The organism is Candidatus Zixiibacteriota bacterium, from assembly GCA_017999435.1.
GTDB lineage: Bacteria > Zixibacteria > MSB-5A5 > GN15 > FEB-12 > JAGNLV01.
The window spans coordinates 860,578-883,658 of the sequence record JAGNLV010000001.1 but is presented as its reverse complement, the minus strand read 5'-3'; the positions used below and the strand labels follow the sequence as shown (position 1 = coordinate 883,658).

At 66.8% G+C, this 23,081-nt stretch carries 17 protein-coding genes; 11 read left to right on the top strand and 6 right to left on the bottom strand.

What is annotated here, in order from left to right; all coding sequences use genetic code 11:
• Positions 1-129: 129 nt before the first annotated feature.
• The 3 genes from KA261_03850 to KA261_03840 all read left to right on the top strand — a co-directional run bounded on the left by KA261_03850 (position 130) and on the right by KA261_03840 (position 6,414).
• Entirely contained in the window at positions 130-1,332 is a 1,203-nt protein-coding gene (locus KA261_03850; GenBank protein ID MBP7696921.1) for a 6-phosphofructokinase, read from the top strand.
• Positions 1,333-1,731: 399 nt separating this feature from the next.
• The gene (locus tag KA261_03845) at positions 1,732-3,018 is read left to right on the top strand and encodes a Glu/Leu/Phe/Val dehydrogenase (GenBank protein ID MBP7696920.1); all 1,287 of its coding nucleotides are present in this window, start codon (positions 1,732-1,734) and stop codon (positions 3,016-3,018) included.
• A gap of 174 nt (positions 3,019-3,192) precedes the next feature.
• Positions 3,193-6,414, top strand: coding sequence for a nucleotidyltransferase domain-containing protein (locus tag KA261_03840; GenBank protein MBP7696919.1), 3,222 nt, complete (start codon positions 3,193-3,195; stop codon positions 6,412-6,414).
• Between the two features lie 48 nt (positions 6,415-6,462).
• On the opposite strand, the gene amrB is transcribed toward KA261_03840, so the two are convergent.
• Positions 6,463-7,959, bottom strand: a complete 1,497-nt coding sequence (amrB, locus tag KA261_03835) for an AmmeMemoRadiSam system protein B (GenBank protein ID MBP7696918.1) — start codon at positions 7,957-7,959, stop codon at positions 6,463-6,465.
• An 83-nt stretch (positions 7,960-8,042) separates the two neighbouring features.
• Here amrB and KA261_03830 point away from each other — a divergent pair, with 83 nt between their 5' ends.
• The 4 genes from KA261_03830 (at position 8,043) to KA261_03815 (ending at position 14,079) form a co-directional block, all read left to right on the top strand.
• Positions 8,043-8,960, top strand: coding sequence for a DUF362 domain-containing protein (locus KA261_03830; GenBank protein MBP7696917.1), 918 nt, complete (start codon positions 8,043-8,045; stop codon positions 8,958-8,960).
• A complete protein-coding gene (amrS, locus tag KA261_03825) occupies positions 8,957-10,099 on the top strand; it encodes an AmmeMemoRadiSam system radical SAM enzyme (GenBank protein MBP7696916.1) in 1,143 nt (380 codons plus the stop codon). The genes KA261_03830 and amrS overlap by 4 nt, the downstream gene beginning before the upstream one ends.
• On the top strand, positions 10,096-12,246 hold the full coding sequence (locus KA261_03820; GenBank protein MBP7696915.1) for a hypothetical protein: 2,151 nt from the start codon (positions 10,096-10,098) through the stop codon (positions 12,244-12,246). The genes amrS and KA261_03820 overlap by 4 nt, the downstream gene beginning before the upstream one ends.
• Positions 12,247-12,324: 78 nt before the next feature.
• Entirely contained in the window at positions 12,325-14,079 is a 1,755-nt protein-coding gene (locus tag KA261_03815; protein MBP7696914.1) for a DUF885 domain-containing protein, read from the top strand.
• Positions 14,080-14,085: 6 nt separating this feature from the next.
• Here the strand turns inward: KA261_03815 and KA261_03810 are convergent, their stop codons facing one another.
• Positions 14,086-14,736 carry a TrkA family potassium uptake protein gene (locus tag KA261_03810; GenBank protein ID MBP7696913.1) on the bottom strand — a complete coding sequence of 217 codons (651 nt, stop codon included), beginning with the start codon at positions 14,734-14,736 and terminating at the stop codon, positions 14,086-14,088.
• A 50-nt stretch (positions 14,737-14,786) separates the two neighbouring features.
• Positions 14,787-16,136, bottom strand: a complete 1,350-nt coding sequence (locus KA261_03805) for a hypothetical protein (protein ID MBP7696912.1) — start codon at positions 16,134-16,136, stop codon at positions 14,787-14,789.
• A 104-nt stretch (positions 16,137-16,240) separates the two neighbouring features.
• On the opposite strand from KA261_03805, the gene tilS reads away from it, so the two are divergent.
• The 4 genes from tilS (at position 16,241) to folE (ending at position 20,813) form a co-directional block, all read left to right on the top strand.
• Positions 16,241-17,635 carry a tRNA lysidine(34) synthetase TilS gene (gene tilS, locus KA261_03800; GenBank protein ID MBP7696911.1) on the top strand — a complete coding sequence of 465 codons (1,395 nt, stop codon included), beginning with the start codon at positions 16,241-16,243 and terminating at the stop codon, positions 17,633-17,635.
• Positions 17,592-18,140 carry a hypoxanthine phosphoribosyltransferase gene (gene hpt / locus KA261_03795; protein ID MBP7696910.1) on the top strand — a complete coding sequence of 183 codons (549 nt, stop codon included), beginning with the start codon at positions 17,592-17,594 and terminating at the stop codon, positions 18,138-18,140. The genes tilS and hpt overlap by 44 nt, the downstream gene beginning before the upstream one ends.
• Positions 18,141-18,338: 198 nt before the next feature.
• The gene (gene ftsH / locus KA261_03790) at positions 18,339-20,192 is read left to right on the top strand and encodes an ATP-dependent zinc metalloprotease FtsH (GenBank protein MBP7696909.1); all 1,854 of its coding nucleotides are present in this window, start codon (positions 18,339-18,341) and stop codon (positions 20,190-20,192) included.
• 78 nt (positions 20,193-20,270) lie between these two features.
• Complete coding sequence (gene folE / locus KA261_03785) at positions 20,271-20,813, top strand: GTP cyclohydrolase I FolE (GenBank protein MBP7696908.1); 543 nt, start codon at positions 20,271-20,273, stop codon at positions 20,811-20,813.
• A 27-nt stretch (positions 20,814-20,840) separates the two neighbouring features.
• Here the strand turns inward: folE and KA261_03780 are convergent, their stop codons facing one another.
• The 3 genes from KA261_03780 to KA261_03770 all read right to left on the bottom strand — a co-directional run bounded on the left by KA261_03780 (position 20,841) and on the right by KA261_03770 (position 23,000).
• On the bottom strand, positions 20,841-21,536 hold the full coding sequence (locus tag KA261_03780; protein MBP7696907.1) for a hypothetical protein: 696 nt from the start codon (positions 21,534-21,536) through the stop codon (positions 20,841-20,843).
• Positions 21,537-21,551: 15 nt separating this feature from the next.
• On the bottom strand, positions 21,552-22,496 hold the full coding sequence (locus tag KA261_03775; GenBank protein ID MBP7696906.1) for a hypothetical protein: 945 nt from the start codon (positions 22,494-22,496) through the stop codon (positions 21,552-21,554).
• Positions 22,497-22,640: 144 nt separating this feature from the next.
• Positions 22,641-23,000, bottom strand: a complete 360-nt coding sequence (locus tag KA261_03770; protein ID MBP7696905.1) for a DUF488 family protein — start codon at positions 22,998-23,000, stop codon at positions 22,641-22,643.
• Positions 23,001-23,081 lie beyond the last annotated feature (81 nt).

The window sequence follows — 23,081 nt, the reverse complement described above, 5'->3', positions numbered from 1 at the left end:
GGAGGGCGGCGGACCCTTGTGCGCGCGGCCGGGTCGAGCGTATGTTAATAATGAATCGGAGGGTTCCTGTCGATGTAGTAGTGAGTGCGGGCCAAGGTCGACCCGCCGACTGAACACGGAGGTACACAGGTGGCAAACGTGAAGACCAAGAAGGGCGTGATCGGCATACTGACCGGCGGCGGCGACGTCCCTGGTCTGAATCCCGCCATTCGCGCCGTCACCATCCGCGCCATCCGCGAAGGTTACCGGGTGATCGGCCTCCGCCACGGGTGGGCCGGAACGATCGACATCGTGCGCGACAAGAAGCACGACAACAGCGGGGCCTTTGTAGAGCTGACGGAAGAGATCGTGAACAAGGCGGGCCGCACCGGAGGAACATTCCTCCACAGTTCGCGCACGCATCCGGGGCACGTCACCCAGGAGAACATCCCGCCCCACCTCCGCGACAAGTACAAAGGGGCCAAGAGCGATCTGACGCCCGAGGTGATCAAGAACCTCGACTGGCTCGGCATCGACTACCTGATTCCGATCGGGGGCGACGACACCCTGTCCTACGCCGTCCGCCTCTACAAAGAGGGCGTCAAGATCGTGGCGATCCCGAAGACGATGGACAACGACGTTCCGGGGACCGACTACTGCATCGGCTTCTCCACCTGCGTGACGCGCACGATCATGATGACCAATCTCCTGCGCACTTCGGCCGGGTCGCACGAGCGGTTCCTCGTGCTCGAGGTGTTCGGCCGCTACGCCGGATTCACCGCCATGCTTCCGACAATGGCCGGGGCGGCCAACCGGTGCGTGATTCCCGAACATCAGTTCAACATCGACCTGCTCGCCGAATTGCTCACCTATGACCGCAACCACAACCCCAGCCGCTACGCGGTTGTGCTGGTCTCCGAGGGAGCGATGTTCGAAGGCGGGGAGATGGTGTTCCAGGATTCGGCCGCCGACGCCTATGGGCACAAGAAACTGGGCGGCATTGGCGACCTGGTGTCGGCGGAGCTGCTCGTCCGGTCCCCCAAGTACAACAACGGCAAGCAAATCCGGTGCATCACCCAGAAACTCGGGTACCTCGTGCGGGGAGGGGATCCCGACGCTGTCGATTCGATCGTGCCGATGGCCTATGGGAACCTGGCGCTGGATCTGATCCTGAAGAACATTCACGGACGGCTGGTCGTGCTGAAGAACGGCCGCTATGACGATGTTCCGGTGGATGTTGTGTCGAGCACTAAGAAGCTGGTCGACGTCGAGCGGTACTACAACCGGGAGCGGCTGCGGCCGTTCTATCACTCGTTCGAGATGCAGCCGCTGTTTATCATGACCAGCGAGTAGAGCGATCGCGGCGAGTCAATACATTCAGACGGCCGGACAATCGTCCGGCCGTTTCTGTGGGTGGCCGAGCACAGGTAGGGGCCGACCGGGCGAAAGGTGTAAGATTCTGTAATACAACAAGTTGTGCTGGTATTAGTGAGGCCGGCGGAGACCGGTCGCCGGATGAAGCGGAGACAGCGGGAACGCGGGGTGGGCCGATAATTGTCATTTCTTCGCGGTTTGCCTTGACAGCGGGCGTGGCCCCGCTATATTCGGACTTGTGAAAAAAGTAACATATCGCCGGTGTCTGTCCGGCGGCCGGCGCTGGTTCCAAGGGGCAAACAAGTACTTTTAGAAACACGGCGGTTGTCGGCCGGGCCGGGTCAATCGCCACAGCATGAGTGATGAGAGGTCGTGGTCATGAGTAAAGGGTCATTCAATCCATTTTTGATGGCGCAAACGCAGTTCGACGGCGTTGCCGACATCCTGGAACTGGACAAGGCGACCCGTGAACTTCTCCGCAACCCGCTGCGGGAATACCAGTTCAGCATCCCGGTCCGGATGGACGACGGGGCGGTCCAGGTTTTCCGGGGGTTCCGCGTCCAGCACAACGACTCCCGCGGTCCGTGCAAGGGCGGGATCCGGTTCCATCCGATGGAGACGATCGACACGGTGCGCGCCCTGGCGATGTGGATGACGTGGAAGTGCGCGGTGGTCGACATTCCGCTCGGCGGCGGCAAGGGAGGCGTGGTGTGCGACCCGCACAACCTGAGCCAGCGCGAGCAGGAAGCCATCTGCCGCGGCTGGGTCCGCCAGTTGGCGAAAAACGTGGGGCCGATCGCCGATGTCCCGGCGCCCGACGTCATGACCAGCCCGCAGCATATGCTCTGGATGCTCGATGAATTCGAGCACATCCACGGCGGCAAGTATCCGGGGTTCATCACCGGCAAGCCGGTGGGGATGGGCGGCTCGCTCGGCCGCACCGAGGCCACCGGCTTCGGCGTCGTGTTCACGCTGCGCGAGGCGCTCAAGCAGCTCCACATTCAGCCGGACAAGACGGCGGCCAGCGTGCAGGGATTCGGCAACGTGGCGCAATACGCCATCAAGCTCTACCAGCAGCTCGGCGGGACGGTGATTGCGGTTTCCAGCTGGGACCAGGCGGACCAGACCTCGTACACGTTCCGGCGCACGAGCGGCATCGATCTCCAGCAGCTCCTGGGCATCACCGACCGCTTCGGCGGCATCGACAAGGGTAAAGCCGCCGGGCTCGGCTACGAGGTGCTGCCGGGCGAGGCCTGGCTGGAGCAGGAGGTCGACGTGCTCATCCCGGCCGCCCTGGAAAACCAGATCTCGGGCGAGAACGTGGAGAAGATCTCGCGGCGGGTGAAGGTGATTGCGGAAGGGGCGAACGGTCCGACGACACCGGAGGCCGACAAGGTCATCTCGGCCCGCAACATCTTCGTCATCCCCGACTTCCTGGCGAACGCGGGCGGCGTGACCTGCAGCTACTTCGAGCAGGTGCAGTCGAACATGAACTACTACTGGCCGAAGGAGGAAGTGCTGCAGAAGCTCGACCAGAAGATGACGGCGGCCTTCCTGGCGGTCAGCGAGCTGGCGAGCCGCAAGAAGCTGTACATGCGCGACGCGGCCTACGTGATCGCCGTGGGCCGGGTGGCGCAGGCCTGCCGGGATCGCGGCTGGGTCTGAGATTTAGTGCGGTGAACGCAAGTCAACGGCCGTGCGCAGCCCGCGCGCGGCCGTTTCCTGTTGCATTGGGCGCGTTCCCGCGCGATATTGTCGCGAGGGGCAGGCCGATGCGGGGCGCAGGCCGGCGCCGCCGCGCCGCAGGCCGCCCCGCCGACGCGAAGGAATCACAGCTCTATGACCGATGAACAGAAACCGATAGGAGACTACTGGGTGTTGGATCGCCTGATCGGCTCTCTCCAGGAGCGGGCCAAGGAGCTCAACTGCATCTACCGGGTGGGCGCGATTCTCACCAATCCGGACGAGCCGATCGGGCGCGTCTGCCCGCTCCTCATCGAAGCCATTCCGACCGGCTGGCAGTACCCCAAGCTGTGCCAGGTCAAGATCGTCATTGAGGACAACATCTTCGCCACCCCGAACTTCATCGAGACGCCCTGGCTGCAGTCGGCCGATATCGCCGTTCAGGATATCGTCATCGGGTCGATCACGGTATCCTACCGCGAGGAGACGCCGAGCGCGGCCGAGAAGCTGTTTCTCGCCGATGAGTCGCGGCTGCTCAAGACGATCGCCGAGCGTCTCGGATATTTCATCTGCCACCAGAAGATGCGGCAGATCACGGAGGAGTGGCAGACAGTCCGCCCCGAGGTCTCGGTCGGGCGCCCCGAGTGGCAGGTGGTGCTGAAACTCCTGCGGGACACGGATCGGGAGCTCTACCAGACGATCGCGCGGAAGATGCTCAACCACCTGTGCTGGAGCGGCATCGCCGAGGCCGAGAAACTCCTCCGCTCGTTCACCTCGAACGAGTCGCTGGAGGACGAGGAAAACCCGGAGCACTGGAACCGACCGCACCAGCGCAAATCGCTGGTGATGTCGGCGGCTTTCAGTTCGGCGGCTTTCAAAATCGCGGCCGACCACCTCGACGCCGGCGAGATCCTCAACCTCATCCAGAAGTGGATCCAGGAGGACAAGCTCGGCTTCCTCGTCCAGGCGGTCAACCGGAACCTGACGCTGTCGGAGGTGGCCGACGCCATTCGGCGCTACCAGCACCTCACCCAGGACGAGCCGGTGACGCTGTCGTCGTCGATGCGGGGGATCCAGGTGTCGCTGATCCGGCGGTTCCTGTCTGACCAGCAGCAGTATATCAACGTGGCGAAGAACTATGTCGATGTCGCCGACTTCTGCAAGCTCATCCAGAACCTGATCTACACATCCGAGAGTTACGGGCGGCTGGGGGGCAAGAGCGCCGGCTTTTTCCTGGCCAAGCAGATTTTGCTCAAGAAAGCCGCGGACAACGAGCTGCTGGCCAACGTGCAGATCCCCAAGACCTGGTACATCACCTCCGACGTCATCCTCTACTACATGCACTACAACAACATGGACGACGTGGTGGAGCAGAAGTACAAGGACATCGGGCAGATCCGCCGCGAGTACCCGCACGTCGTCCAGTCGTTCAAAAACGCCCGCTTCCCCGCCGACATCATCAAGGGACTCTCGATGGCGCTCGACGACCTGGGGGACCGCCCGCTCATCGTGCGCAGCTCGAGCCTTCTGGAAGACCGGGTCGGGGCGGCGTTCTCCGGCAAGTACAAGAGCCTCTTTCTGGCCAATCGCGGCTCCAAGCAGCAGCGCCTGGACGCGCTGACGGATGCGATCGCCGAGGTCTATGCGAGCACGTTCGGCCCGGACCCCATAGAATACCGCGCCGAGCGCGGGCTGATTGATTTCGCCGAGGAGATGGGGATCATTATCCAGGAGGTGGTGGGGCGGCGGATCGGGAAGTATTTCCTTCCCTCGTTTGCGGGGGTGGCTTTCAGCAACAACGAATTCCGCTGGTCGCCGCGGATTCGGCGGACGGACGGTCTCATCCGGCTGGTTCCCGGCCTGGGCACCCGCGCCGTCGACCGGCTGAGCAACGACTACCCGATCCTGATCGCGCCGGGGCAGCCGACGCTGCGGACGAACGTGACGCCGGACGAGATCGCGCGGTACTCGCCGAAGTATATCGACGTGATCAATCTGGAGACGGAGGATTTTGAGACGATTCCGCTGCTGGACTTTCTCCGGGAGGTGAATTTCGAAGTTCCGGGGATCCAGCACATGCTGTCGCTCAGCATGGATGGGCGGCTGGTGGCGCCGGGCCTGACGGCCGATATTTCCAGCGGCGCGCCGGTGGTGACGTTCGACGGCCTGGTGTCGCGGACGCGCTTCCTCAAGCGTCTGCGGGCGATCATGCAGACGCTCGAGGTCACCCTGGGAGAGCCGGTGGATATCGAGTTCGCGTGCGACGGGGATGATTTCTACCTGCTCCAGTGCCGGGCCCAGAGCTACTCAGCGGAAAGCGCCCCGGCCCCCATTCCCAAGGATATCCCGATGCAGCAGATTGTCTTCTCGGCCAACCGCTACGTCTCCAACGGCCGGGTTCCGGATGTGACGCACGTCGTCTACGTGGACCCGCGGAAGTACGCCGAGATCGAGGACCGGGCCACGCTGGTGGCGGTGGGGCGGGCGGTCAGCCGCCTGAACAAGCTGCTGCCCAAGCGCAAATTCATCCTCATCGGACCGGGCCGATGGGGGAGCCGCGGCGACATCAAACTCGGCGTCAACGTCACCTACTCCGACATCAACAACACCTCCATGCTCATCGAGGTGGCGATCCGCCACGGCAACTACGTGCCCGACCTGTCGTTCGGCACGCACTTCTTCCAGGACCTGGTCGAGGCCAACATCCGGTACCTGCCGCTTTTCCCGGGGGACGATCACGTGGTGTTCAGCGAGCGGTTTCTCACCGAGGCGCCGAGCGTGCTGCCGGAGCTCCTTCCGGAGTGCGACGAGCTGGCGGAGGTGATCCGCGTCATCGACATTCCCCAGGCGACGGGGGGGAAGGTTCTCTCCGTGCTCATGAACGCCGACCTGGACGAGGCGGTGGGGATCCTGACGCCGCCGGGGGGCGGGCTGGAGATCGCGGCCTCGCCGGCGGAATCCCCCGCCCAGGTGCGCGGGGATTTCTGGCGGTGGCGCCTGCAGATGGCCGAGCAGATCGCCGCCCGGATCGACCCGGTCCGGTTCGGCGTGGCCGCGCTGTACCTGATCGGGTCGGCCAAGAACGCGAACGCGGGTCCCGACAGCGATATCGACCTTCTCGTGCATTTCCGCGGCTCCCCCGAGCAGCGGCAGGACCTGGTGTCGTGGCTGGAAGGGTGGAGCCTCAGTCTCGACGAGGTGAATTTCATCCGCACCGGTTATCGGACGGGCGGCCTCGTCGATGTACACATGGTGACCGACGACGAGGTGAGCGCCAAGTCGGGTTACGCAGCCCGTATCGACGCCGTGACCGATCCGGCCCGTCCGCTGGCGATGGCGCAGCGGCAGCCGGCGGGCAAAGGAACTGCCGGGCACTAGGCGGCGCGGGGAGCGCCCCGGCGCCGCCCCGGGCCGCCGGCCGGGTTCTCACTCTTCGCCGAACACGAGCGCCTGAAACCGCTCCACTTTCGCCTGCGGCGACTTGTAGGCATCGGGCGACAAGCCCGCTTTGCGGCAGGTCTGGCGCAGAAACTCCTCCCGTGTCCACCCGTACTCTGTCGCCACCTGCGGCAGCAGAAGCCCGCGGTTCGGGCCGAGTGAAATGATCAGGCCGTCCCGCCCGACCTCGATTTCCTCGAATATTGTCACCGCCTGCAGCGGGGTGAGGACCGAGATCTCAATCGTGAGTTGATCGATTTCGGACCGGGTGACGGGTTCGAACCGCGGGTCCCCGACGGCCGCCTGCACGGCGCAGGCCGCCACCGTCCGGAAGAGGGGATCGGCGGCGACGACATGCCCGATGCATCCGCGCAGCCGGCCCTGTTTCTCGAGCGTCACGAAGGCGGCGCCGGGTTCGGCCAGCTTGCCGGCCGCCTCGAAATCCGGTGCCGCGCCGTCCTCGAGATACCCGATGATAGAGCGGCGCGCGATCGTCAGGAGCGTCTGCCGCTCCTCCTGGGTCAGATCATATGGTTCCATACCTTTTTCCGGGGCAGCGGCTTCACCCGGCGCGGCCGAGTTCTCGCCGTCGGCGCTGCAATAGAAGGCGACGGCCGCGTATCCCACGACCGAGCTCTTGTCGCCGGTGAGATCGCCGGAGTCGCCGTAGCCGAGGATTTTCACTTTATCGGCGCCGAGTTTTCGGGCGGCGCGCATTACGGCCACGACCCCCGCTCCGCCGCAGGCCTCGACCTTCTTCGCCTCGAGGTTGCGCAGCAGCGCGTCGGCATCGAAAGCTGCGAGGCAGGCCAGGCCGAGCGAATCCATCGGGTACCCGCCGGCGGCCGGGCGGTAGTGCTGCCAGTCGGTTGAGGCGATGAGCACGGCCCCGGGGGGCCGGGCGGCGGCAACGAGCGCCGCGGTCAGCCCATCGACCGTGTGGCCGTCGGGGTAGCCCATAGCGATCGGGACTATGTGCGCGCCGGGGAGGACGGTTTGGAGGAAGGGGAGCTGCACCTCGAGCCCATGCTCCTTGAGGTGGGCCTCGGGGACGACTTTGAGCCAGGAGGAGGCGCCGAGGAGGCGTTCGATGCGGGCGTCATCGCACGGCACCGGGCCCAGCGGCGTCTGCCAGGTCACTCCCGGCCCGTAAACCGAGGCGCCGCGGAACCCGTAGCGGTGGGCGGGGCCGCAGAGGATGGCCGTTTCGATGGGCCGTCCCGCGAGCGCTTTGTAGGCGTGCGCGGCGATCGGCCCCGAATACACGAGCCCCGCATGGGGGACGACGATGGCCACGATGCGGCCGTCGATGGCGGCCGCGGGGGCGGCGGCCAACTGGCCGGCGATCATGGCCGCCAGCTCCGCGCTGTCGCCGGGGTAGAAGGAACCGGCGACCGCGGGCGGGCGGGTGACGGGCGGCGCGGATGCGGCCAGAGCAGCCGCCGCCGGCAGCACGAGCAGGAAACAAACGGTGAAGCGTGTCATGAGCACTCCCCGATCTCCGGCGGTGCGGGCCCGCCGGGCGGAAAGAATTTGTCGTTCTCCGGCGGGCCGTATATTATTAAGATATGCAGCGCGTCGTTGTGGTCAAGTCAGTATCTTTTTCCGGCGGACGGCGGCCGGGTCCGGAGACCTACCGGCGCCTGCTGGAGGTCGGCCTGGCGCACCTGGCGGGCCTTCCCCCGGCGGCGGCGCTGCGCAGCCTGCTTCCGGGGGGCACAATCGGGATGAAGGTGAACGCGCTGGTCGGGCCGCGCAATTCGACGCCGCCCGCGCTCACCGCCGCCGCCGGGGACCTTCTCGAAGCGGCCGGCTGGGCCGCCGGCGACCTGATCGTGTGGGACCGCTCCAACCGCGAGCTTGACCGGGCGGGTTTCACTCTCAACGTGGGGGGAAATGGGCGGCGCTGTTTCGGGACCGACACCGCCGGCTTCGGCTACACCGCCGAGATCCACACGTACGGGGAGGTCGGCTCGCGGGTGAGCCGCGTGCTCACCGAGGCCGTCGACTCGAACATCAACCTGCCGGTGCTCAAGGACCACTCCATTGTCGGTCTCTCGGGCGGGCTGAAGAACATGTACGGCGCGATTCACAATCCCAACAAGTATCATGACCACTGCGGGGATCCATACTGCGCGCATGTCTCGCTGCTGGAGCCGGTGCGGCGGAAGAACCGGCTGACGATCGCCGATGCGGTGCTCGTGCAGTACCACGGCGGCCCGGGTTTCCGCGAGGAGCACGTGGCGCCGTACGGGGCGGTCCTGCTGTCGGATGATCCGGTGGCGGTCGACCGGGTCGGCCTGGAGATCATCGAATACCTGCGCGCGCGGGCGGGGCTGGGGACGCTGGCGGAGGACAAGCGGGCGGTGACCTATCTCGATACCGCCGCCTGCGGGCTCGGCGCCGCGGACCTCGCCCGGATCGACGTGATCGTGCGCGCCGTCGATGGGGCCGGTCGGGAGACCAGCGGGGAGTTGTTCTCATGAACCGGCGGAGCTTTCTGCGCTGCCTCGGCTGCGGGGCGGCGGCGACGGCGCTCCCGCACGCCGACTTCCTCCCCGACCTCCTCGGGGGGATCGAGAATGCCTGCGCCATCGACCTGAGCGACGCGCTGTCGTCGGAGGAGGCGCGCCACTATACGAAGCTGGCGGGCGGGGGCATTGAGTGCAGGCTCTGCCCGCGCCGCTGCCGCGTCACCGACCTCGAGCGCGGCTACTGCGGGGTGCGGGAGAACCGGGGGGACACCTATCACACGCTCGTGTACGGCAAGCCCTGCGCCGTGAATGTCGACCCGATCGAGAAGAAACCGCTCAATCATTTCTACCCGGGCACGGCGGCGTTTTCTCTGGCCACCGCCGGGTGCAACGTCAACTGCAAGTTCTGCCAGAACTGGGAGATTTCGCAGTCCCGCCCGGAGCAAACCAAGAATTTCGATCTGCCGCCGGAGGCGGCGGTGGCGCTCTGCCGGCAGCAGGGCGCGCCGACGATCGCTTTCACCTACAGCGAGCCGACGGTGTTCTACGAGTACATGTACGACATCGCGCGGCTCGGCCGGGCGCAGGGGATCCGGTCGGTGATGATCACGGGCGGGTACATCGAAGAGGCTCCGCTGGCCGAGCTGATGCCGCATCTCGACGCGATCAAAGTTGACCTCAAGGCGATCCGCGCGTCCTACTACCGCGACGTGGTGCGCGGGGAGCTCACGCCGGTGCTCGAGCGTCTGCAGCAGATTCGCAAGGCCGGGCTGTGGCTGGAACTCGTCTACCTGGTGGTGCCGACGCTCAACGACAGCGACGCCGAGTTCCGGGAACTCGGCCAGTGGGTTTTCCGGTATCTGGGCGCGGATGTTCCCCTTCACTTTTCGCGTTTCACGCCGCAGTACCTCCTGGAGCACCTTCCGCCGACACCGGTGGCGACGCTCGAGCGGGCGCACGCGATCGCCGGCGCCGAGGGATTGCGCTTCGTATATGTGGGCAACGTTCCCGGCCACCGGGCGGAGTCGACCTGGTGCCCCGGTTGCGGCGCCTTGGTGATCGAGCGCCGCGGGTACCGCACCTCGGCCGCGGGCCTGGCCGGCGACCGGTGCGTGGCCTGCGGGAGGGAAATACCCGGACGGTTCAAATGAACCGTTCGGCGTTTCTGTTGGGTTTCGTAGCCACCGGCGGACAAACCCTCCTGCTGCGGGAACTGGTGTCCTCGCTCGGGGGGAGCGAGCTGTTCATCGGGAGCGCGCTCTTCGGGTGGCTGGCGGCGGTCGCGGCGGGAGCCTGGGCGGGGGGTCGATGGCCCGGCCGCCTGCGGGCTGCGCTCCTGCTCGTCCTCGCCTCGCTTGTGCTCCCGCTCTGCGTGGCCGCTGCCCGCCTCGCGCCGCTCGCTTACGGCGTGGCGGTCGGGGAGGCAATCCCGCTCGTGCCGGCCCTGACCATCTCCTTCCTCGTTATGGCTCCCCTTGGGGTGCTCTCGGGCTGGCTCTTTCCGGCCGTGGCCGGGGAGCACGGGGCGCCGGCCGATGGAATCGTCCGGGTGTACCTGTTCGAGGGGATAGGCGCCTTTGCGGCGGGGCTCGCGGTCGTGCTCGCGGCCGGGACGGTGCTCTCGACGCCGGCGGTCGCGCTGGCGCTGGTGGTGATCGTCATGGCCGCCGCGCTCGGCGGCGGCGCGTCGATGCGGACGGTCCGGGGGGCGGGGGCGGTCCTGGCGGCGGTTAGTTTGCTGGCGGCGGTGGCGGCGCTCGACCATCCGCTCAACCGCGCGCTCGAGGCCGCCAAGTATGCCGGCTACGCGGTCGCGGCGTCGTTCGACACTCCCTACAGCCACCAGGCGCTCCTCCTGCGGGATGGCGCCTGGGTTTTGCTCACCGACAATGCGGTGGAGGCAACCCGACCGGACGCGGCCGCGGCCGAGAGTCACCTGCTGCCGGTCCTGGCCTACCGGCCCGGGGCGCGCGAGGTGCTTTTCATCGGACGGACCGAATTCGGAGTGAGCGCGCTGGCCCGCCAACTTCCCGATCTGACGGTGACTTCGGTGGACCCGCGCGCGCGGCTCACTGCGGCGCTGGCCGAGCACGGACTCGCCGGAGAAGGTGATCCCCCGGTGCACGAGCTGCCGCGGCGATTTATCGCGGGGGGGACCGGGCGGGGGGAGTTCGATGCGATCGTGCTCGACCCCGGCGACCCATCGACCTATCGCGCGGCCGGCCTGCTGACCCCGCAGTTCCTCGGTCAACTTCGGCGCGTGCTGAACGACTCCGGGGTCGTGCTTCTGGCGACGGCCTACGATACCGACCGGTTTGTCGGGCGGCGCGAGGCGGAATTGCTGGCGACCCTCCGGGCATCGTTCGCGCAGGTGTTCGCCCACGTCATCCTGTGGCCGGGGGAGCAGACGCTGCTTCTGGCATCCGATGCGGCGGTATTCGATGTCCCGCTGGATACGGTTTTTGCCCGCCTCGACAGTCTGCCCTGCCGACCCTTGTGGGTGAACTCGTCGTACCTGTTTGACCGGCTCAGCCCGCTGCGGACGGAGCGGCTGGAGGCGGCGCTCGCGGGGCAGGGAGCGCCGACCACGATCGATCGCCCCGCGCTGACACTGGAGCATATCGGTTTCCGGGCCGAGCGGCACCCGGTCGATGCCGCGATCGTCGGGCTGACCGGCTCGCCGGCGTGGTGGGCGGTCGGCGTGCCCGCGGCGCTGGTCGGCCTGATCGTCTGGGGCGCCGCCGGCCGACGGGCCGGCCGGCGCTACGGCCTGGTCCTCTATTTCGTCGCCGGTGCCGTCTCGCTCGCGGCCGAGCAGCTGGCGTTCTACGTGTACCAGTCGCGGGCGGGGTCTCTGTACTCCGAAATCGCCCTGCTGATCGGCGCCTTCATGCTCGGGCTGGCGGTCGGGACGTGGTATGCGGCGCGCCAGCCGCAGCAGCGCGGTCTGATCTGGCCCTCGCTGTCGACTCTGGCCCTGGCGCTGGCGATCTACCTGACTCTGACCGGCCGGATAGATCCCTCGGCCTTTCTGCTCTACCACATGCTGTTCCTCTTTGTGGCGGCGGCCGCCACGGGGAGTCTGTTCGTGGCGGCGACGCGGCGCTGCTATCCGAGCGCGGCCGAGGCCAACCGGGGGCTCGGGTATGCGTGCGAGCTGGCCGGCTCATCGCTGGGCGCCCTGCTGGTCCCGACCGTGCTGCTCCCGCTCTTGGGTGTCCCGGCGATACTGATCGGTCTGATCGGGTTGGTCGGGCTGGCCGGGGTCGGGGCGGCGATTGTCGATCGGCGCACGTAGGCGCGCGCGGTTGTGCGGCGGCCGGCTCGCCCCTATATTGCTTCAACGACACCACCTCTTGCGGAAAGGACGCGCCCCATGCGGGAAGAATTGCGCACCGGTTGTATGGATATCCAGCGCGGCCGGGGGCGGGATGATGCCGCCCGGTTGCGGCGTCTGCTCGAGGCGGCCTGGGATTGGGCGATGGCCGATCGCCCCGAGTGGGCGACGAGCACGGGTTATCCGAAGTACCATGACCGTTGGACAGACTGCTCCGAGGGCGCTTTCGCCCGGCGACGCGAGGCGACGGCGCTCCTGATCGAGACGCTCGCCGCCATCGACCGGGAGAAGCTCTCCGCGCGCGACCGGCTGAGCTACGATCTCTTTCTCTGGCGGCAGGAGCAGGACCGGGCGCGCCAGCGCTTCCCCGAGGAGCTGCTCGGGCTCAACCAGATGGACGGAGTGCAGCAGGACGCGGCGCGCATAGTCGGGCTGATGCCGGTGGAAACCGCGGCCCAGCGCGACGCCGTGCTCGCCCGGCTGGAAGGGCTGCCGCTGCTGGTCGAGCAGACGATAGGGCTGCTCGCGCAGGGGCTGGCGCGGGGGATCACGCCGCCGCGAGAACCGCTCCGGGAGGTTCCCCGCCAGGTGCTCAACCAGATCCCCGCCGCGGCGGCCGAGGCGCCGCTGTTGTCGGTGCTGCGCCGGCTGCCGACGGCTCTGTCGGGGGCCGCCCGCGAGCGGTTTTGCGCCCAGGCGACAGCGCTGTTTGCGGAGCGGGTGGCGCCGGCCTTTCGCGGCCTGCACCGTTTCCTCGAGGGGTCCTACCTGCCGGGCTGCCGGGAAACGGTCTCCTGGCGCGATCTGCCCGGGGGCGACGACTGGTACCGCACGCTCATCCGGTACTACACGACCAGCGAGCTGACGCCCGACGCGGTATTCGAAACGGGGATGGCGGAGGTCGGGCGCATCCGGGGCGAGATGGAGCGCATCATAGCGGAGACCGGTTTCGCGGGCGACTTCGCCGCGTTCTGCGAGTTTCTGCGCACCGATCCGCGTTTCTTCTGCACGAGCGCAGAGCAACTGCTGAGCACGTACCGCGACATCGCCAAGCGCATCGACCCCGAGCTGGCCCGCCTTTTCGGACGGCTCCCGCAACTGCCCTACGGAGTCATTCCGATCCCGCCGTACGCGGAGAAATCGCAGACCACGGCGTACTACCAGCCGGGATCGCTGCGGGCGGGCCGGGCCGGGTACTTCTACGCCAACACCTATAACCTGGCCTCGCGGCCGACCTGGGAGATGGAGGCTCTCACGCTGCACGAGGCGGTGCCCGGCCACCACCTGCACATTGCGCTCATGCAGGAAATGGAGGATCTGCCGGAGTTCCGCAGGTATTCGTGGCTGGAGGCATACGGCGAAGGCTGGGCGCTCTACGCCGAGAGCCTCGGCGAGGAGATGGGATTCTACCGCGACCCCTATGCGGAATTCGGCCGGCTGACCTACGAGATGTGGCGGGCGATCCGCCTGGTGGTCGATCCGGGCCTCCACGCCAGGGGCTGGACCCGGCAGCAGGCGATCAAGTTCTTCCGGGCGAATTCCAGCAAGGCCGACCACGATATCGCGGTCGAGATCGACCGCTACATCGTCTGGCCCGGCCAGGCAGTGTCGTACAAGACGGGCGAGATGAAAATCAAGGCCCTCCGGCGCCGGGCCGAAGAGCGCCTGGGGGAGCGTTTCGACATCCGCGCCTTCCACGATGAACTGCTCGCCCACGGCTGCCTTCCCCTGACCGTCCTGGAGGAGCGGATGGCGGGGTGGCTGGCCGGGCAGGAGGCGCCGGCGGCCCGGTGAGACCGGTCACTGGCGGAGGCGGTCGATATCTTCCTCTTTGCCGAGGATGATGAGCAGGTCGTGATCGCGGATGACGTAGTCGCCGCCGGGGGCGAAGATGTAGTCGCCGGTGCGGGCGTGTTTGGTGGCGATGACCTGGATGTTGAAGCGGGCGCGGAGCTGGATGTCCCTGAGCGACTTGCCCACGAAACTGTCCGGGGGGACGAGTTCGGCGACGAAGTGCTCGGCCGAGAGGGGCAGGTAGTCCAGCAGGTTGGACTGGGCCAGGGAGTGGGACAGGCGCGAGGCCATCTGCTCCTCGGGGATGATGGCGTCGTCGGCGCCGACCTTGATCAGAATCTTGGCGTGGTCGGCGGAGTTGGCCTTGACGATCACCTGGCGGGCGCGCAGCTCTTTGAGGTGGAGGGTGATGAGGATGGAGGCGTGGGAATCGACGCCGGTCGAGACGATGAAGGCGTCGAAGTTCTCGACCTCGAGGTGTTCCAGGAAGCGGCGTTCGGCGGCGTCGGCCACAATGGCGACGTGGACGATGTCCTGCAGATCGCGCACCCGGGCCTCGTTGGCATCGACCGCGGTCACGCGGCAGTGGAGGCGGGTGAGCTCGCGGGCGACGGTGGCGCCGAAATTGCCCAGGCCGATGACGACGAATTCTTTCATAAGCCCAACCAGTTTAAACTGTTGTTCCCTCTGCGGGACGGCGGCCGCGCTCAGCCGATGGCGATCGGTTCCTCGACATAAACGATCTCCCCGGTCGCGGTCGGCCGCGCCAGGCCGAAGGCCAGCGTCAGCAGTCCGACGCGGCCGATGAACATGGTCAGGATGATAACGATTTTTCCCGGCATATTCAATTCGGGAGTGATGCCGAGGGAGAGGCCGACCGTGCCGAAGGCGGAGACGACCTCGAAGAGGTTTTCGGCCAGCCAGCCGTGGACGGAGCCGGCGCGCAGGGGGGGCCGGTCCCAGAGGACGGCGAGCAGGGCGAGCATGGCGGCGACGACGAACACCGCGAGGATGAACACGCCGACTGCGCGGATGATGGACTCCTCGCCGATGCGGCGGTGGAAGATCGACGGAGTGCGGCGTCCCCGGAAGCGGTCCCAGGCGGTGGTGACAATGACGGTAATGGTGGTGGTCTTGATGCCGCCGGCGGTCGAGCCCGGGCAGGCGCCGATGAACATGAGCACCATGGAGACCAGCACGGCAACCTCGGTGAGCCGGGCCTGGGAGACGGAGTTGAAGCCGGCGGTGCGGCAGACGACCGCTTGGAAGAAGGCGTTGACGGCTTTGCCGGCCGGGCTGAAACCCGCCAGCGTGTTGCCGTACTCGGCAAAGAAGACCGCCAGCGTGCCGCCGACGAGCAGGACCGCGGTCGCGCTCAGGCAGATGCGCGTGTGCAGCGAGAGGCGACGGGACTGGCCGGAGGCGCGGTGGAGGAGCTCGGTAATGACGGCGAACCCGAGCCCGCCGAGGATAATCAGGGCCGCCACGGTCAGCAGGATGGCCGGCCGGTCGGCGCAGGCCTCAAGGTTGGCGGAGAAAGTCGAGAACCCGGCGTTGCAGAAGGCGCTGACCGAGTGAAAGACGGCGTGCCAGGCGGCCTGCCCGAGCGGCAGCGACCCGCTGAAGAGGAGGAAGAGGACCAGGGCGCCGATCAGTTCGATGGTGAGGGTGACGCCGATGACGGCCTGGAGGAGCGACTTGGTGCGCATGAAGGTCCCGGCGGCGAGCGACCCGGCCACGCCGAGCCGGTCGCGGAAAGCGACCTGTGCCCCGGCGGCGGCGATCAGGAGAGTCGCGAACGTCATGATACCGAGCCCGCCGAGCTGAATCAGAACGAGGATTACGACCTGGCCGAAGGGGGAGAACGCCGTGCCGGTGTCGACCACGGTGAGGCCGGTAACGCACACGGCGGAGGTGGCAGTGAAGAGGGCGTCGATGACCCCGACCGGCCGGGCGCCGTGACTGAGCGGCAGGCTCAGCACGAACGCGCCGAGCAAAATGGCGGCCAAAAAGTAGAGGATTGCTTTCCGGCCGGGATCAGCGCCGAGGAACTCCATCGCTGGGGGCCAATATGGCCGCCCGCCGACGGACCTGTCAAGGTCTGAATGGCGCACTAAGATTTCGCTCGACCTTTGCCCGCCGGCCTGTATCTTCTGAGGTGATGCTGAACAAGGTGCGACAGGCGATTCGGGACGGCCATCTCCTGGCGCCCGGCGACGCGGTCCTGGTCGGGCTTTCGGGCGGACCGGATTCGGTGGCGCTGCTGCACGCCCTGTGGGCGCTCCGGAAGGAGCTCGGCCTGGCCCTGACCGCCGTGTACATCAATCACGGGATCCGACCGGCGGCTGCGAAAAGGGAGGAGCGCTTCTGCGCCGCCCTGTGCCGGCAGCTCGCGGTGGAACTGACGATCGTGCGCGAGGATATCCCGATGCTGGCCGGACGGGAGCGGAAGGGTCTGGAGGAGACGGCCCGGGACTATCGGTACCGGATCTATGAGCGGCTCGCGGACGAGCGGGGCTGCCGGCGCATCGCACTCGGCCACCAGGCGAATGATCAGGCGGAGACGGTTCTGTTCCGCGTCCTGCGCGGGACGGGGCGGCGGGGGCTGGCGGGGATCCCGCGGAAACGCGGGCGGGTGATCCGGCCGCTTCTCGATGTGTGGCGGGATGAGATCCTGGGCTACCTGAAGGAGCATCGCCTGACTTTCTGCCGCGACGAGAGCAACCGGGACCTCCGGTTCCGGCGCAACTTTTTGCGGCACAAGGTCATGCCTCTTGTCCGGAAGAGCTTCAACCCGAAGGTAGAGCGGGCCCTTGCGGATCTGGCCGATACGCTGGCGGCGGAGGAAGAGTACCTCGAGGGAGTGCTGGCCGGGGTGCAGAAGAAGGTTCTCACAGAGACGCCGGGGGGCAAGTTTGAGCTTGATTTGCGGCGGTTTGATGGTTATGATAAATGGATCCGTCGCCGGCTGTTAAGGTATTGTCTTTCAAAAATTTCAAGCGACGGAACGAGCCCGGACAAAGAGGTGGTGGAACGCCTCGACCGGGCTGCCCTTGCCGGGCGGGCGATGCTGTCGCTCCCCGGCGGCGCGCGCGCCGAGCGCATCGGCGCAGTCCTGGTGCTGGGCCGTCGCGTCGGCGCCTTTCGCGCCGAATTGACTCCGGGCGTACCGGCGAAGCTGGAGCGGCCGCGGCTGAATATCACGGCCCGCATCCGGCGCGGCGGGTCGTCGGCCATTCGACCGGTGCGCCGAGGGCGGAAGGTCTATCTGGACTGGGAAAAGGTTGTGCCGCCTTTGGAGGTGCGCTCGATTCGGCCGGGGGATCGGTTTCGGCCGCTGGGTCTGGGCGGCCGCAAGAAAGTCGGGGACTTCCTGACCGATCGGAAAGTTCCCCGGCTGCGGCGGGACGAGATCCCGGTGGTGGCCGACCGCCACGGCATTGTCTGGCTCGTGGGTTGGGAAATTGCAGAGCGGGTAAAGATAGATAGTGCAACGAGGAAGGTGCTGACAATTGAGTGCAGCGAGAGATTACCAGGCCAAGCCGAAACCGTTTGAGTTGCTCCTGGCACAGGATCGGATCGCCCGACGCATCAACGAGCTGGGTCAGGCGATCACCCGCGATTACGCCGGGCGCACCCCCGTGTTTCTCGGCGTGCTCAAAGGGTGCGTGGTGTTCATGGCCGATCTCATGCGGGCCGTCAAACTCCCGCTGGAGGTGGAGTTCATTTCGGCCGAATCTTACCATGACGGGACCGCGCAGCAGGAATTGAAGCTGGACCACTGGTTCACGCGCTCGCTGCGCGGCCGGGACGTGCTGATTGTCGAGGGCGTCGTCGACTCCGGCCGGACGGTGGAGGCGATCAGCCGGGAACTGGCGGCCGTGGAACCGGCGTCGGTCGAGGTTGTTACCCTCATTGACAAGCCGGCCAACCACCGGCGCAAGCTGGTGATCAAGTATGTCGGGTTCGCGCTGGGCAACGAGTTCGTCATCGGATTCGGCCTGGACAACACCCAGAGGTACCGCAACCTCCCCTTCATCGGCCGGATGATCGAGGAGTGAGCGGTCGGGGGAGACACGTGAATTCCCGGGCGCCTGCCGGGTATAAGAGTCAGTTGCGGCTAACGAAGAAAACACAGCGGAGCATAGGTGTCTAGTCATAAGCCAAAGGGTTCCCCGCCCCCACCGGGTTCGGGGAGAGAGAACCGGCCGGACGGATCCAAGCAGCCGCCCGGACTGCGGGGGGCGGGCCGATCCCTCATGTTCTGGATCGCGCTGGCCCTGGCCGTCGTCGTCATCTACTCGTACATGAACTCCTTCTCGGGTGACCAGGCCGAGGTCACCTACTCGGAGTTCATGGCCGAGGTCGAGAGCGGCAACGTCGCCGAGGTCACGTTCAAGGATCGCGAGGTCCAGGGCAGTCTGCGCGAGCCGAAAGCGTTCGAATCGATCCAGCGGGGGCAGACGGTGACGAAATTCAAGACCCGGATTCCCTTCCCGGACTACAACTACGGGCTGGTGGACCGTCTCCAGAAGCAGAACGTCAAGATTATCGCGAAAACGGAGAGCCCGCTTTTGGGCTACCTCCTGGCGGCGGCTCCCTGGCTCCTCATCGTGCTCGTCTGGCTGTTCTTCATCCGCCAGATGCAGGGGGCGTCCGGTCCCCGGGGGCTGTTCTCGTTCGGCAAGAGCAAGGCCAAGCTGCTGACCGACGAGCGGCCGAAAGTGACGTTCAAGGACGTGGCCGGGGTGGTCGAGGCGAAAGAGGAACTGAGCGAGATTATCGATTTTTTGAGGGAGCCGGGAAAATTCCAGAGGCTGGGCGGCAAGATCCCCAAGGGGGCGCTCCTGCTCGGGCCGCCCGGCACGGGGAAGACGCTCCTGGCGCGGGCGATCGCCGGCGAGGCGGGCGTCCCGTTCTTCAGTATGTCCGGGTCCGACTTTGTCGAGATGTTCGTCGGCGTCGGCGCGAGCCGGGTGCGCGACCTGTTCGAGCAGGGGAAGAAGAATGCCCCCTGCATCATTTTCATCGATGAGATCGATGCGGTCGGGCGGCACCGCGGCGCCGGCCTCGGCGGCGGGCACGACGAACGGGAGCAGACGCTCAACCAGTTGCTGGTAGAGATGGACGGGTTCGAATCGAACGAGGGCGTGATCCTCATCGCCGCCACCAACCGTCCCGACGTGCTCGATCCGGCGCTCCTTCGGCCGGGGCGTTTCGACCGCCAGATTGTTGTGCCGAACCCGGATGTGAAGGGGCGGGAGGGGATTCTCCGCGTCCATGCGCGCAAGGTGAAGCTTTCGGAGGAAGTGGATTTCGAGGTGCTGGCCCGCGGCACGCCGGGGATGTCCGGAGCCGACCTGGCCAACGTGGTCAACGAGGCGGCCCTGCTGGCCTCGCGCAAGAACCGCGACGCGGTGACGATGGAGGATTTCGAGGAAGCCAAGGACAAGGTGCTCATGGGCTCGGCCCGGCGGTCGCTGGTGATCTCGGACGAGGAGAAGAAGGTGATCGCCTACCACGAATCGGGGCACACGCTGGTGGCCAAGTATCTGCCGAAGGCCGACCCGATTCACAAAGTGACGATCGTCCCGCGCGGTATGGCGCTGGGCGTGACCCAGTCGCTGCCGGTGGACGAGCGGCACACCCACTCCAAGGAGTACCTCGAGTCGACGCTGGCGGTGCTCATGGGCGGGCGGGTGGCCGAGATGATCGTGTTCAACCAGCTCGACACGGGCGCCGGCAACGACCTCGAGCGGGCGACCAAGCTGGCGCGGCGGATGGTGTGCAACTGGGGGATGTCGGAGCGGGTCGGGCCGGTGACGTTCGGCCGGACGGAGGACCACATTTTCCTGGGCCGCGAGATGGCGCAGACCAAGGATTACTCCGAGGCGACGGCCGAGCTGATCGACCAGGAGGTGCGGCGTTTTATCGAGACGGCCGAGGAAATCGCCCGCGGCATTCTCACCGCCCATATCGACAAGCTCCACGCCCTGTCACACCGGCTGCTGGAGAAGGAAGCAGTCGACAGCCGCGAGGTGGACGAAATCATCGGGCGCGCGCCGAGCGCGGCCGCAGAGGTGGAGTCGCCGACGCCGACGCCGGAACGGTGAGAAACGGCGCCGGGATCGGGAGTCTCCCGCCCCGGCCCCCGGCGGTCAGGATTCAATAGCGTGGACCACGAAAAAATCATGGCGGGCGTGCAGCTGATTCTCGAGGGGATCGGCGAGGATCCGAACCGGGAGGGGCTGGTGCGGACGCCCGAGCGGATGGCGGAGTACTTCGAGGAGGTGCTCGCCGGGTACGCCCAGGATCCCACCCAGGAGCTCCGCAAGTACACGACCTCCAACAAGGACGAGATGATCATCATCAAGGACGTCTCGTTCTACTCTCTCTGCGAGCACCACCTCCTGCCCTTTTTCGGCCTCGTGCACATCGCCTACATCCCGCAGAACGACAAGGTGGCGGGCTTCTCCAACATGGTCCGGGTGGTCGAGATCCTCGCCCAGCGCCTCCAGGTGCAGGAGCGGATGACGACCGACATCGCCGATGCCATGCAGGCGGCCATCGAGCCCAAAGGCGTGCTCGTGGTCGCCGAGGCGGAGCACCTGTGCCTGACCATGCGGGGGATCAAGAAACCGGGCAGCCGCATCGTGACCTCGGCGGTCCGGGGGATGATGCGGCGGCCGGCCACGCGCAACGAAGCGCTCACGCTCATGGGGCGCGGAGAGTAGGGGACCGGGTCCCCGCCCGCGCACCGATCAGTTGTCCGCCCGCCGCCGGGCCTGCACCTCCGAATCCCCCATCCGGAGAACCGCGTGCGACACGGAGCCGTCCTCCGAGAGCACAAACGAGAGCGTGATCTCCGCCAGCGGGTAGCGGACGAAGAAGGCGCCGGCCGCCTCGGCATACAGCTTCAGCCGGTCGCCATAGGGGTTGATGGCGACCAGACCATCGGCGCCGAGGATGATCTCGATGGCGCTTCCGGGGGCGATTTCGTAGACGCCGACATACGATTGAAGGGTGCTCTCGGGGAGGGACAGCGGCTGTTTTTCGGCGACTATGAGCCGGGCCGTGCGGAGGGTGTCGGCCGCCGCGTAGCGGGCGCCCAGCGCCCTGATGCAATCCTCTGAGTCCGAGGCATAGGCCACCAGTTGGGCCGCGCTCAGAGCGAGGTTGGCGACCGGCTCTCCGGCAAGCAGCGCGTCCTGCAGTGGCGCGCAGATCTCCAAACTCGCGGGGATAATGAACCCGTCGCGCAACACCGGCACCTCAGCGGCGGTCAGAGCCGTGCGGTGGATCGTCAGGCCGCGAAAATCCGAGGCGCCCGGACGAGCCCCCGTCCCGGGTCCGCCGCCCCCGAGGACAAACTGGAGGGGTTCGAGGCAGGCTGCGGCCGTACCGGCCGAAAGGCCGTCCACAAACAGCTCCGTCTCGCGTTTCAGGTAGCGCTGCACGAGCGCGATGTGGCGCTACCGGCCGGGCGCCGCACCGGCGGAAACGATCGCCGCACCGTCGCCGCCGCTCCAGATGACCCGGCCGTCGCCGTCAATCGCCAGGCTCGCGGCGTGCGTACGGGAGGTGATCGCGGCGATAGCGCCCGGTCCGTCTGTCCGGACTTGGAAGGCGAACGTAAATGAGTGGACCGGGTGTGACGGCACCCAGCTGAGCGGAAGGGGGCTGTCGGCGGTCCCGACCGTGACGTACCTTTCCCCGGAAAACTCCGTCACCGCTTCCTTTCCCTCCCGAAGCGCATCGAAGATGGTCGGCACGATGCTCAGGGACAACTCCTCGTGTCCGAGGTCGTCCGGGTGGCCCTCATCATAGGTGTAGCCGTCGAGGAGCCGCCCCCGGCCGTCGTCAAGGGCGCCGAGGAGGTTGAGGCCGGGGAGGTTCCAGGCGTAGAGCCGGAGGTTGGTGCGCTGGAGGTAGGCATACTGGGCTTCGGAGAAGCCGCTGTTGGGGTAGCACGAGGCGAGGATTGGCTGAATGCCGCGGTCGCGGCAGCGGGCAACCAGGCTGAGCAGGCCGGTTTCGAAGGCTGCGCAGACGGAATCGGGGTCGAGCGTCTCGAGGCCCTCGTTGGAGAGGGAGAGGGCGATGATGAGGAAATCGGGATCAGCCGGGAGGACGTCGCCGTCGAACCGGGCGAGAGCCTTCGCGGTGTTGTCGCCCGGCACGGACAGGTTGACCAGCCGGTAGCGGCGGGGATCGAGGGCGCGGCCGAGGCGGGCGGCCCAGCCGTTCTCCATGTCGTACCTGGTCTGGAACGAGGTCACCCAGCCGGCGGCCACGGAAGATCCGAGGACGGCGACCGTGAGAACAGAATCGGACGGGCGGCTATCGGCCGGGTCGGGGGCGGCGCCGGCGGAAACGCCAAGGGCCGCCAGAAGGACCAGAGCGCAGAGCGGTTTCATGAGCAGTCTCCCTGCAAGGTCGGTTTTCCGAGGGCGCCACAGCACCCCGCGGGGCTGCGGCTCATGCCTCTTTTGACCGGACCGGCCCCGGTCAGGTTGCAGGGAAAGGACCCCGGCGGGCCGGGACGAGACTGCCGGAGGCGCTCACGAACGGGCCGAGGCGCGCTCCATAAACATCTTCAGCGCCACCGCATGATTGTGGTCTTTGTCCCGCGCGGCATAGACCAGGGTGACGGTCCGGCGGGTGTGGAGGATCTCCCGGAGCTCCCCCACGGCCGGATTGGCGGCCAGCTCGGTGAAATAGCGGCGGCGGAAATCCGCCCATTTTTCGGGATCATGGCCGAACCAGGTGCGGAGTGCCGGCGAGGGAGCGATCTCCTTCAGCCATCGGTCGATCCGGGCGTCCTGTCTGACCAGGCCGCGCGGCCAGAGGCGGTCCACCAGCACGCGATACCCGTCGCCCGGCGACGGCGGTTCGTAGGTGCGTTTCAGTTTCATCCGCAGTTACCTCCTGGCCGAGTAACCGGGCGGCGGCCGCGGCGGTTCCGGCGACGCCGGCGGCTTTGCATTTTGAGTCTTGCATGG

Excerpts from the sequence above, each read along its gene's own strand:
- KA261_03820 (MBP7696915.1), top strand. The coding sequence starts at position 10,096 with ATGAACCGTTCGGCGTTTCTGTTGGGTTTCGTAGCCACCGGCGGACAA.
- KA261_03840 (MBP7696919.1), top strand. The coding sequence starts at position 3,193 with ATGACCGATGAACAGAAACCGATAGGAGACTACTGGGTGTTGGATCGC.
- folE (MBP7696908.1), top strand. The coding sequence starts at position 20,271 with ATGGCGGGCGTGCAGCTGATTCTCGAGGGGATCGGCGAGGATCCGAAC.
- KA261_03775 (MBP7696906.1), bottom strand. The coding sequence starts at position 22,496 with ATGAAACCGCTCTGCGCTCTGGTCCTTCTGGCGGCCCTTGGCGTTTCC.
- KA261_03845 (MBP7696920.1), top strand. The coding sequence starts at position 1,732 with ATGAGTAAAGGGTCATTCAATCCATTTTTGATGGCGCAAACGCAGTTC.
- KA261_03815 (MBP7696914.1), top strand. The coding sequence starts at position 12,325 with ATGCGGGAAGAATTGCGCACCGGTTGTATGGATATCCAGCGCGGCCGG.
- tilS (MBP7696911.1), top strand. The coding sequence starts at position 16,241 with ATGCTGAACAAGGTGCGACAGGCGATTCGGGACGGCCATCTCCTGGCG.
- amrS (MBP7696916.1), top strand. The coding sequence starts at position 8,957 with ATGAACCGGCGGAGCTTTCTGCGCTGCCTCGGCTGCGGGGCGGCGGCG.
- KA261_03805 (MBP7696912.1), bottom strand. The coding sequence starts at position 16,136 with ATGGAGTTCCTCGGCGCTGATCCCGGCCGGAAAGCAATCCTCTACTTT.
- ftsH (MBP7696909.1), top strand. The coding sequence starts at position 18,339 with ATGTTCTGGATCGCGCTGGCCCTGGCCGTCGTCGTCATCTACTCGTAC.
- KA261_03810 (MBP7696913.1), bottom strand. The coding sequence starts at position 14,736 with ATGAAAGAATTCGTCGTCATCGGCCTGGGCAATTTCGGCGCCACCGTC.
- amrB (MBP7696918.1), bottom strand. The coding sequence starts at position 7,959 with ATGACACGCTTCACCGTTTGTTTCCTGCTCGTGCTGCCGGCGGCGGCT.
- KA261_03830 (MBP7696917.1), top strand. The coding sequence starts at position 8,043 with ATGCAGCGCGTCGTTGTGGTCAAGTCAGTATCTTTTTCCGGCGGACGG.